The organism is Hydrogenophaga sp. (assembly GCF_022844385.1).
Lineage (GTDB): Bacteria > Pseudomonadota > Gammaproteobacteria > Burkholderiales > Burkholderiaceae_C > Hydrogenophaga.
The window spans coordinates 1-9,164 of the sequence record NZ_JALHLX010000133.1; the positions used below are offsets into that span (position 1 = coordinate 1).

Consider the following 9,164-nt stretch of genomic DNA (forward strand, 5'->3'; position numbering starts at 1 on the left):
CCGGGATCGAATCCCAGGGGGAGGGTCGGGGTCACGAGGCGGGCTCTCTTGGGTGCAAGGAGAGCGGGATCAGAGTATCAGGGGGAGGGGCCGCAGGCCCCGGAGGACATTCGCGGAGCCGTGCCCCATGGCCTCCGATGACCGGACCAGCCGGAGACAAACCTCAGGCCAAAGCCCGCTGGATGATGATCTTTTGAATATCCGACGTGCCTTCATAGATCTGGCACACCCGCACGTCCCGGTAAATGCGCTCCACCGGAAAGTCGCTCACGTAGCCGTAGCCGCCAAACACCTGAATGGCCGCCGTGCACACCGCCTCGGCCATTTCGCTGGCAAACAGTTTGGCCATGGCCGCCTCTTTAAGACACGGCTGGCCCGCGTCGCGCAAGGCCGCAGCGTGGTGCGTGAGTGCGCGCGCCGCCTCGATCTGCGTGGCCATGTCGGCCAGCCGAAACCCCACTGCCTGGTGGTTGAAGATAGGTTGGCCAAAACTGGAGCGGTCTTTGGAATAGGCCAGCGCACAGTCGAACGCACTGCGCGCCATGCCGATGCTCTGCGCCGCAATGCCGATGCGACCGCCTTCGAGTGCAGACAGCGCGATCTTGTAACCCTCGCCCTCGGCGCCGATCAGGTTCTCGGCCGGGATGCGGCAGTTGTCGAAATTGATCTGCGCCGTGTCGCTGCTGTGCTGGCCGAGTTTGTCTTCCAGCCGCGCGACCACATAACCCGGCGTGCTCGTGGGCACCACGAACGCGCTCATGCCCTTCTTGCCCGCGCCCTTGTCGGTGACCGCGATCACGATCGCCAGGTGCCCGTTCTTGCCGCTGGTGATGAACTGCTTGACGCCGTTGAGCACGAATTCATCGCCCTCTTTGGTGGCCGTCGTGCGCAGCGCCGAGGCGTCCGACCCCACGTGCGGTTCCGTCAGGCAGAACACGCCGAGCATCTGGCCCGCGGCCAACGGACGCAACCATTGCTCCTGTTGTCGCGCATTGCCATAGCGCATCAGGATCGCATTCACCGGGCAGTTGGTGACCGAGATCGCGGTGCTGGTGCCGCCGTCACCGGCCGCGATTTCTTCCAGCACCACGGCCAGCGTCACATAGTCCAGCCCCGCGCCCCCCAGCGCCTCGGGCACACAGATGCCGTAGGCGCCGAGCTCGGCCAGGCCCTTGTGCACGTCTTTCGGAAAGTGGTGCTCCTTGTCCCACTTCGCCGCGTGCGGCCAGAGCTGCTCCTGGGCAAAGCTGCGCACCGCGTCGCGGATCATGAGTTGGTCTTGGTTCAGCATGGCCAGGTCGTGTCCGGGTTACAGCAGCTCAATGGCCATGGCCGTGGCTTCGCCGCCGCCGATACACAAGGTGGCCACGCCCTTCTTCTTGCCATGCGCCTGCAGCGCGTGCAGCAACGTGACGAGGATGCGCGCACCACTGGCGCCGATGGGGTGGCCCAACGCGCAAGCGCCGCCGTTGACGTTGACCTTCTCGTGCGGAATGCTCAGCTCGGTCATCAGAGCCATGGGCACCACGGCGAAGGCTTCGTTGATCTCCCACAGGTCCACGTCCTCCACGCTCCAGCCAGTTTTTGCCAGCAGCTTCTGCGTGGCGCCCACCGGGGCGGTGGCGAACCAGTTGGGCTCCTGCGCGTGCGTGCTGTGCGCCACGATGCGGGCCAACGGCTTGAGGCCCTGGGCCTTCGCGGTGGACTCACGCATGAGCACCAGCGCGGCAGCACCATCGTTGATGGAGGAACTGGAGGCGGCGGTGATGGTGCCGTCTTTCTTGAACGCGGGCTTGAGGCTGGTGACCTTGTCGAGCTTGACCTTGCCCGGGCCTTCGTCGGTGCTCACCACACGCTCGCCACTGCGGTCTTTCACCGTCACGGGCGTGATCTCGGCGGCAAAGGCGCCGCTTTCGGTGGCGGCCTTGGCGCGCGTCACCGAGGCAATGGCGAAGGCGTCCTGCTGCTCACGGGTGAAGCTGTACTTGGCGGCGCAGTCTTCACCGAAGGTGCCCATGGAACGGCCGGCTTCGTAGGCGTCTTCCAGGCCGTCGAGCATCATGTGGTCGAAGATCTTGTCGTGGCCCATGCGGTAGCCGCCGCGGCCTTTCTGCAGCAGATATGGGGCGTTGGTCATGCTCTCCATGCCGCCAGACACCATCACGGTGGCGCTGCCAGCCATGAGCATGTCATGCGCCAGCATGGTGGCCTTCATGCCGGATCCGCACATCTTGGAGAGCGTCACCGCACCCGCCGATTTGGGCAGCCCGCCCTTGAACGCGGCCTGGCGCGCGGGCGCCTGGCCCTGGCCGGCCATCAGGCAGTTGCCGAACAGCACCTCGTCGACGAGCTCCGGGTTCACACCGCTGCGCTCCACCGCGGCCTTGATGGCGGCCCCACCGAGGTCGTGGGCCGAGAGGCTGGCGAAGTCGCTCTGGAACGAGCCCATGGGGGTGCGGGCGGCGCCCACGATGACGATTGCGTCTTGGGACATGGTGAATCTCCTGGGATGAATGGAAAAGGGGTCAGGCGAGCGCGTGCGACAGGAAGCGCCGCTCGCTCTCATAGGGGAAAACATCGAACACATGGCCGGCAGCAATGCGCTCCTTGTGCGACTGCCAGAAGGCGGCGTCGAGCAGGTCGGCGTGGTGCTTCATGAACACCTCGCGCACCACCGGGTTGCCGAGCAGGAACGGACCGAAGGTTTCGGGAAACACGTCGTGCTTGTGCACCGTGTACCAGACCTCGCCCGACATCTCGTCCTCCTCATTGCGCGGCTGGGGCACGCGGCGGAAATGGCAGTCGGTGATGTACTCGATTTCGTCGTAATCGTAGAACACCACCTTGCCGTGGCGCGTGATGCCGAAGTTTTTCCACAGCATGTCGCCGGGGAAGATGTTGGCGGCCACGAGATCCTTGATGGCGTTGCCGTACTCGACCACGGCACGCTCCAGCTGCGCGGTGGCGGCGGGGTCCTTGGCATGCGTCTGCAGCGCGTCAAACGCCTCCTGCAGGTAGATGTTGAGCGGGATCATGCGGCGCTCGATGTAGCAATGTTTCAAGACCACCTCGGTCGTGCCATCGCCGTCGCGGTCGCTGATCTCCAGCTGGCTGGGCGCGTACTTCTGGATCTCGGCGATGAGCTCGTCGGTGAAACGGTCGCGCGGAAAACCCACTTCCGAGAACTCCAGCGTGTCGGCCATGCGGCCCACGCGGTCGTGCTGCTTGACCAGCAGGTACTTGCCGCGGATCTGCTCGCGCGTGGTCTCCTTCTGCGGCGGGTAGAAGTCCTTGATGACCTTGAAAACGAACGGGAAGCTGGGCAAATCAAATACCAGCATGACCATGCCCTTGATGCCGGGCGCGATGCGGAACTTGTCGGTGCTGTGCCGCATGTGGAAGAGAAAGTCGCGGTAGAACAGCGTCTTGCCCTGCTTGGCCAGACCGAGCGCGTTGTAGAACTCGGCGCGCGGCTTGCGCGGCATCATGCTGCGCAGGAACTGCACGTAGGCGCTGGGGATCTCCATGTCGACCATGAAGTAGGCGCGTGCGAAGCTGAACAGGATCAGCAGGTCGTCTTCGCCAAACAGCGCAGCGTCCACCACCAGTTTCCCGTCGGTGTTGTGCAGGATGGGCAGCGCGAACGGCACCTCCTGGAAGCCGTTGATGATCTTGCCGACCACGTAGGCGCCCTTGTTGCGGAAGAACAGCCCCGAGAGCACCTGGAACTGGAAATTCGCGCGCAGCTTCACATGGTCGAAATGCCGCTTCATGGCATTCAGCACCAGTTCGGCGTCGCGCCCCAGGTCTTCGAACGGCACACGCAGGTCGAAGTCCTGCAGCATGAGCAGCGCCTCGGCCTGCATGGTCTCGGCCGTGGGGTAGTAGCAGCGGTAGGTGGGCCTGGCGCTAGGCTCTTCGTTCTCGATGTACTCGGTGGAGACCGCCGGGCGCACGAAGATGAAGTCGTTCTGGAAGTAGGCGCGCTGCAGGATCTTGGTGGTGACCGAGTTGAAGAAGGTCTCGGCCAGCTCGGGCTGGTGGTGGTTCACCAGCAGGCCGATGTAGTGCAGCTTGACCTGCTCCCACACCTCCATCGGCTGCTCGTCAGCACCGAATTCCTTCATGAGCCGCATCACGCATTCCTTGACCCGCAGGTCGTAGAACTCGATGCGCTCGCGCTGGGCGCGCTGCTGGCCACGCCAGTCGCGCGTCTCGAAGCGGTGTTTGGCGCGCGCCGACTCGGTGCGGAACAAGCGGTAGTGCCGGTTGAAACCGTCCATCATGGCCTTGGCGATGGCGTAGGCCAGGGTGGAGTCCAGGCGCTGGGGGAACATGGCGCCGCGGGTGTTCAGCCGAAGTGCCGTGCGGTCACACCATCCACCGCCGCGCGGTAGATGGCATCCAGCCCCTGCGTGCCCTCGGCCGTGATCAGCAGGTCCTTCAGCAAACCATCACTCAGGCCATACACCCAGCCGTGCAGCGTGAGCATCTGGCCACGCATCCACGCATCCTGCACCACGGTGGTCTGTGCCACGTTCATCACCTGTTCAATGGCATTGAGTTCACACAGGGCGTCGGCACGCCGGTGTTCGGGCAGGCCGTCGATCAGCCCGGCGTGGCGGTCGCGCACGTCCTTGATGTGGCGCAGCCAGTTGTCGGCCAGGCCCACGCGCACATCGTTAAGCGCGGCTTGCACACCGCCGCAGCCGTAGTGGCCCACCACCATCAGGTGCTCGACCTTGAGCACGTCCACCGCGTACTGGATGGTCGAAAGGCAATTGAGGTCGGTGGGCACGACCACGTTGGCCACGTTGCGGTGCACGAACACCTCACCGGGCGCCAGGCCGGTGATCTGGTTGGCTGGCACGCGGCTGTCGGAGCAGCCGATCCACATGTAGCGCGGGCTCTGCTGCTTGAGCAGTTCGGTGAAGAAGGTCGGGCGCTCGGCCACCATCTCGGCGGCCCAGGCGCGGTTGTGGTCAAACAGGTTCTGCAGGTGCGAAGTCATGCGGTGTTCTCAGGAAGTGGCGGCTCGACCAGCGGGTCGTGCTCGCGCTGGGAAGCCACGGACGTTAGCAGGTCTCGGCAAACAGCTCGCGGCCGATCAGCATGCGGCGGATTTCGCTGGTGCCGGCGCCGATTTCATACAGCTTGGCATCGCGCCACAGTCGGCCCAGCGGGTATTCGTTGATGTAGCCGTTGCCGCCAAAGATCTGGATGCCGTTGCCAGCCATCTTGGTGGCCTCTTCAGCGCACCACAGGATGACCGAAGCGCAGTCCTTGCGCACCTGGCGCACGTGCTCGGCGCCGAGCAGGTCCAGGTTCTTGGCGACCGTGTAGGCGAACGAGCGTCCGGCCTGCAGCACGGTGTACATGTCGGCGACCTTGCCCTGGATGAGCTGGAACTCGCCGATGCTCTGACCGAACTGCTTGCGGTCGTGGATATACGGGACGATGTTGTCCATGACCGCCTGCATGATGCCCAGTGGGCCGCCGGTGAGCACGGCGCGCTCGTAGTCCAGCCCGCTCATGAGCACCTTGGCACCGTTGTTGAGGCCACCCAGGATGTTCTCGACCGGAACCTCGACGTTGTTGAACACCATCTCGCCGGTGTGGCTGCCGCGCATGCCGAGCTTGTCCAGCTTCTGCGCGGTGCTGAAACCCTTCATGCCTTTTTCGACGAGGAAGGCCGTGACGCCACGTGCGCCCATCTCGGGCTCCGACTTGGCGTACACCACCATGGTGTCGGCGTCCGGTCCGTTGGTGATCCACATCTTGCTGCCGTTGAGCAGGTAGTAGCCGCCCTTGTCTTCGGCTTTCAGTTTCATGCTGATCACGTCGCTGCCCGCACCGGGTTCGCTCATGGCGAGTGCGCCCACGTGTTCACCGCTGATCAGCTTGGGCAGGTATTTCGCGCGCTGCGCTTCGCTGCCGTTTCGCTTGATCTGGTTCACGCACAGGTTGCTGTGCGCGCCGTACGACAGGCCCACGCTGGCCGAGGCACGGGAGATCTCTTCCATGGCGATCATGTGCGCCAGGTAGCCCATGCCGGCGCCGCCGTACTCCTCGCCCACGGTGATACCGAGCACGCCGAGGTCGCCCATCTTGCGCCACAGGTCCATGGGGAACTGGTCGTTCTGGTCGATCTCGGCCGCGCGGGGGGCGATCTCGGCCTGCGCAAAGTCGCGCACCGCGTCGCGCAGCGCGTCGATGTCTTCACCGAGCTGGAAATTGAGGCCGGGCAGGTTGGTCATGGGTTGGGTCTCCAAATAAAAGGTTCAGCGGGCTTCAGCCCTGGATGTTGTCGCGGCCGACCACGGCCATGAGCGTGCAGCCCATGGTGGCGACCAGCTTTTCGCGCCCGCCGTCGATGGCGTACGCATGACCTTCGCACACCGTCACAGTGCGCCCGGGTTTGACCACGGTGCCGACCATGCGGAAGCTCTGGCCTTGGGCGGGCGCCAGCAGGTTGATCTTGAACTCGATGGTGAGCACCGCCGCATCGGCTGCCATCAGTGTGAACCCGGCGTAGCCACAAGCCGAGTCGAGCCCGGTGGCCACCATGCCGGCGTGCAGAAAGCCGTGTTGCTGCGTGAGCGGCTCTGCCCAGGGCAGCGTGATCTCCACCCGCCCGGGCTTGACCACCGCGAGCGTGGCGCCCAGGGTGCGCATGGCGGCCTGGCGGGCAAAGCTCTCGCGCACGCGGGCGTCAAAGTCGGGGTTGCGGGGCTCGAAGGTGGCTGGGGTCACGGCGTGTTCGGTGCGTGGGGGTAGCCGTGGATTCTACGTTGACGTTTACGTAAACGTCAATTTCAAGGCCACTGGTGCAGGGCTATGCTCACCCCGCCATGCCCTTCACCCTCAGCGCCCCGGTCCACAGTGACCAGACCCTCAAGAAAAGCCGCTTCATTGGCTGCGTGGAGCCGGTGGCCGACCGCGTGGCGGCCCTGGCGCGCGTGGCACAGCTTCGCGCCGAACACCCCGGCGCCACGCATGTGTGCTGGGCGCTCATGGCGGGTGGGCATTCGGCGGCCAACGACGACGGTGAGCCCGGAGGTACCGCCGGGCGGCCGATGCTGGAGGTGCTGCGCCACCAGGACCTGGACGGGGTGCTGGCCACGGTGGTGCGCTACTACGGCGGCACGCCGCTGGGCGCGGGCGGCTTGGTGCGCGCCTACACCGACAGCGTGGCCCAGGCCCTGTTGTCGGCGGACAAGGTGCTGGTGATCCGCTGGCAACTGCTGCGCTGCGTGTTGCCCTATTCGCTGGAAGGCTGGTTGCGGCGTGAACTCGACAGCTTCGGTGCCTCGCTGGCCGAAGTGCAGCATGGGGACGGGGTGGACGCCACGCTGCGTGTGCCGGCGTCGCGCGCTGCGGCTCTGGTGGCGCGCATCAACGACGCCGGGCACGGCCAGGTGGTGTGGCATGACGTCGAAGCGGCCGAAGGCTCAGCCAGCGCCGGGGCCAGCTGACACATCAAGCGGCCTCTGCGAGCGAGAACCTCAAGACTTCTTGTCCAGCCTGGCCAACAGTGCGCGGGCTTCTTTTTCATGCACCTTCACCTCGTCGAGGTTGGCCACCAGGTCGGCCATCTGCTCTTCGAGCTGGCGACGGTGGTCGGCCAGCACGGTGAGGAATTTGCGCAGCTGCGGACCGGTGTCGCGCGGGCTGTCGTAGGTGTCGATGATGTCTTTGGCCTCTGTCAGCGAGAGGCCCAGCCGCTTGGCGCGCAGCGTGAGCTTGAGGCGTGTGCGGTCGCGCGCCGAATACACCCGGTTGCGCCCGCCCGGGCCTTCGCGCTGCGGCTCCAGCAGCCCCATGTCTTCGTAGAAGCGGATGGCGCGGGTGGTGAGGTCGAACTCGCGCGCCAGATCGCTGATGGTGTAGGTCGGGTTCGTCGCCATGGGATCAGAGCTGTCGTTTCAGGCCGTGTCGGGTTGCAGACAGTGCGCGGCGGTGCCGCTCCGTAGAATGCCCACAGTATTGACGTTTACGTCAACGTCAATATCGCCTCGGCATCTTAACGGAATCCCACCCGCATGAACCCCACCCGCGAACAGCTCGAAGCGCGTCTGCACTACCCCCTGGGAGCGACCCTGCCCGAGCCCGGCCACACGCTGGAAGTGGCACCCGGCGTGAAGTGGATCCGCATGGCGCTGCCCTTCGCGCTGGACCACATCAACCTCTGGCTGCTGCGCGACCAACTCGACGGCCGCGAGGGCTGGACGGTGGTGGACTGCTGCATCTCGCACGACGCAGCCAGGGCACAGTGGGAAACGATCTTCGCCAACGAACTCGACGGCCTGCCGGTGCTGCGCGTGATCGTCACGCACATGCACCCCGACCACATCGGGCTGGCGGACTGGTTGTGCGAGAGATGGAGCGGACGCGCCGCCGGGCCGCCCCAAGGCGAGGCCAGCCCCCTTGGGGGGCAGCGACACGGCGAAGCCGCGAGCGTGGGGGCACCAGTTTGCCGTCTTTGGGTGAGTGCAACGGACTTCACCATGGCGCGCATCGGTTCACAAAGCACCACCGGTTTTGGTGGCGAAGCGGCGGCGGCCTTCTTCGCCTCGCAAGGTCTGAGCGACCCCGAGAGCCTGGAGAAGATCCGCGGCCGCGCCAGCTACTACCCCAACCTCGTGCCGTCCGTGCCCGCGCAGTACCGCCGGCTGTACGACGGCCTGCAGGTGCCCGTCGGCGGGCGACTGTGGCGCTGCATCAGCGGCTACGGCCATGCGCCGGAACACATGGCGCTGTATTGCGAAACGCTCGGTGTGCTGATCAGCGGCGACATGGTGCTGCCACGCATCTCCACCAACGTCAGCGTCTACGACCAGGAACCCGAGGCCGATTCGCTCACGCTGTTTCTGGACTCGCTCAAAAAATACCTGCCCCTGCCAGCAGACACGCTGGTGCTGCCTTCACACGGCAAGCCTTTCACGGGCCTGCACGAGCGCATCCAGCAGCTGCAGGACCACCACCGCGACCGGCTCGACGAAGTGCGCGCGGCCTGCCGCGAGAAACCTTGCAGCGGCGCCGACATCCTGCCGGTGCTGTTTCCCCGCGCGCTCGACCTGCACCAGACCACCTTCGCCATGGGCGAGGCGGTGGCGCACCTGCACTGGTTGTGGATGGCGGGCGAGCTGGTGCGCGAACAGGAC

9 protein-coding genes are annotated in these 9,164 nt (G+C 65.4%); 2 read left to right on the plus strand and 7 right to left on the minus strand.

All coding sequences use genetic code 11. The annotated features are described in order from the left end of the window. Nucleotides 1–163: 163 nt before the first annotated feature. From Q0C59_RS16635 to Q0C59_RS16660, 6 genes are all read right to left on the minus strand, one after another. Complete coding sequence (locus Q0C59_RS16635) at nucleotides 164–1,291, minus strand: acyl-CoA dehydrogenase family protein (RefSeq protein ID WP_291217571.1); 1,128 nt, start codon at nucleotides 1,289–1,291, stop codon at nucleotides 164–166. A gap of 18 nt (nucleotides 1,292–1,309) precedes the next feature. Further along, nucleotides 1,310–2,494 carry an acetyl-CoA C-acyltransferase gene (locus Q0C59_RS16640; protein ID WP_291217573.1) on the minus strand — a complete coding sequence of 395 codons (1,185 nt, stop codon included), beginning with the start codon at nucleotides 2,492–2,494 and terminating at the stop codon, nucleotides 1,310–1,312. Between the two features lie 31 nt (nucleotides 2,495–2,525). Continuing rightward, nucleotides 2,526–4,337: a bifunctional isocitrate dehydrogenase kinase/phosphatase gene (gene aceK / locus Q0C59_RS16645; protein WP_291217575.1), complete on the minus strand. Its 1,812-nt coding sequence runs from the start codon at nucleotides 4,335–4,337 to the stop codon at nucleotides 2,526–2,528. A gap of 14 nt (nucleotides 4,338–4,351) precedes the next feature. Next, complete coding sequence (gene can, locus Q0C59_RS16650) at nucleotides 4,352–5,011, minus strand: carbonate dehydratase (protein ID WP_291217577.1); 660 nt, start codon at nucleotides 5,009–5,011, stop codon at nucleotides 4,352–4,354. Nucleotides 5,012–5,075: 64 nt separating this feature from the next. Next, entirely contained in the window at nucleotides 5,076–6,257 is a 1,182-nt protein-coding gene (locus Q0C59_RS16655) for an isovaleryl-CoA dehydrogenase (protein ID WP_291217579.1), read from the minus strand. Between the two features lie 34 nt (nucleotides 6,258–6,291). Next, nucleotides 6,292–6,753, minus strand: coding sequence for a PaaI family thioesterase (locus tag Q0C59_RS16660; protein WP_291217581.1), 462 nt, complete (start codon nucleotides 6,751–6,753; stop codon nucleotides 6,292–6,294). A 98-nt stretch (nucleotides 6,754–6,851) separates the two neighbouring features. On the opposite strand from Q0C59_RS16660, the gene Q0C59_RS16665 reads away from it, so the two are divergent. Further along, on the plus strand, nucleotides 6,852–7,475 hold the full coding sequence (locus Q0C59_RS16665; protein ID WP_291217583.1) for a YigZ family protein: 624 nt from the start codon (nucleotides 6,852–6,854) through the stop codon (nucleotides 7,473–7,475). 30 nt (nucleotides 7,476–7,505) lie between these two features. Here the strand turns inward: Q0C59_RS16665 and Q0C59_RS16670 are convergent, their stop codons facing one another. Beyond that, on the minus strand, nucleotides 7,506–7,907 hold the full coding sequence (locus tag Q0C59_RS16670) for a MerR family DNA-binding transcriptional regulator (protein ID WP_291217585.1): 402 nt from the start codon (nucleotides 7,905–7,907) through the stop codon (nucleotides 7,506–7,508). A 135-nt stretch (nucleotides 7,908–8,042) separates the two neighbouring features. On the opposite strand from Q0C59_RS16670, the gene Q0C59_RS16675 reads away from it, so the two are divergent. After that, nucleotides 8,043–9,164: MBL fold metallo-hydrolase (locus tag Q0C59_RS16675; RefSeq protein ID WP_291217587.1), on the plus strand; the 1,122-nt coding region annotated here is incomplete at its 3' end.